The organism is Vibrio sp. Vb1337, from assembly GCF_033338715.1.
Lineage (GTDB): Bacteria > Pseudomonadota > Gammaproteobacteria > Enterobacterales > Vibrionaceae > Vibrio > Vibrio alginolyticus.
In genome coordinates, this window is sequence record NZ_JAWOTD010000317.1 from 1 (window position 1) to 1,001 (window position 1,001).

Consider the following 1,001-nt stretch of genomic DNA (forward strand, 5'->3'; position numbering starts at 1 on the left):
GTTGAACCGGCAGAAACCTTGTTCATTAACGATAACCTGCCACCACTGAGTGCATTTATCGATCAGACCTTGCTCACCTACCCTGGGCTCGACATTTTGGATGCCAAGCACAAACAGGCATCGAGCTTAATTAAGGCTGAGAAAGGCAAATACTACCCAGAAGTTTACTTATATGGCGATTACAGCCTGTATGAAGACGATTCGTTGGCCAGCCAAATGAAACCGGATTGGCTCGTAGGGGTTGGCGTTAACATTCCATTGATTGAATCCACAGGTCGAAGCGAAAAAGTTAAAGCAGCACAAAGCGTTGTATCTCAAGTTGATGCTCTTAAGTCTCAAGCCAAACAAGACTTGTCTTTACTTGTGCAGAAAACGTATCTAGAAGCGCAGCAAGCGATTGATGAAGTGCAAGGCTTAGAATCCAGCATCGCACTAGCCAATGAAAACCTGCTTCTGCGAGAAAAGGCATTCACTCAAGGTCTTTCTTCTTCTCTCGATGTGGTTGACGCTCAGCTTTATGTCGCCAGTATCGAAACCCAACGTTCGGCGGCACGCTTCCGCTATCTGATTTCACTAACCAAACTATTAGCATTAAGCAGTGAAATGAACAGCTTCGAACAATATCAAAATACCGCTTACGCCCCAGCGAAAATATCCAAAGAGGTTAAATAAGTCATGGCAGCAAAATCTTTAAAACCCGTTCTACTTTCACTTTGCGCCTTGGGTGTGGCTTCTTGGGTTGGCTATCAGTTTTACCAAGCTTATCAGCCAGAACCAGTTCGCTTGCAAGGTTTGATTGAAGCTCAGCAATACAGCATTTCATCGAAAGTCCCAGGTCGCATTGACGAAGTGATGGTTCGCAAAGGCGATGATGTTGAAAAAGGCCAGTTAATTTTTACGCTTCACAGCCCAGAAATCGAAGCGAAACTGGAACAAGCAAAAGCTGGTGAAAAAGCGGCAGATGCACTAGCGCAAGAAGCAGAGAAAGGTGCACGTGAGCA

At 45.3% G+C, this 1,001-nt stretch carries 2 protein-coding genes; both read left to right on the forward strand.

Translation table 11 applies throughout. The annotated features are described in order from the left end of the window. Nucleotides 1–672 (forward strand): TolC family protein (locus R7E42_RS25895; RefSeq protein ID WP_318073371.1); only part of this gene is annotated, 672 nt, incomplete at its 5' end. Nucleotides 673–675: 3 nt separating this feature from the next. Continuing rightward, nucleotides 676–1,001 (forward strand): biotin/lipoyl-binding protein (locus tag R7E42_RS25900; RefSeq protein WP_318073372.1); only part of this gene is annotated, 326 nt, incomplete at its 3' end.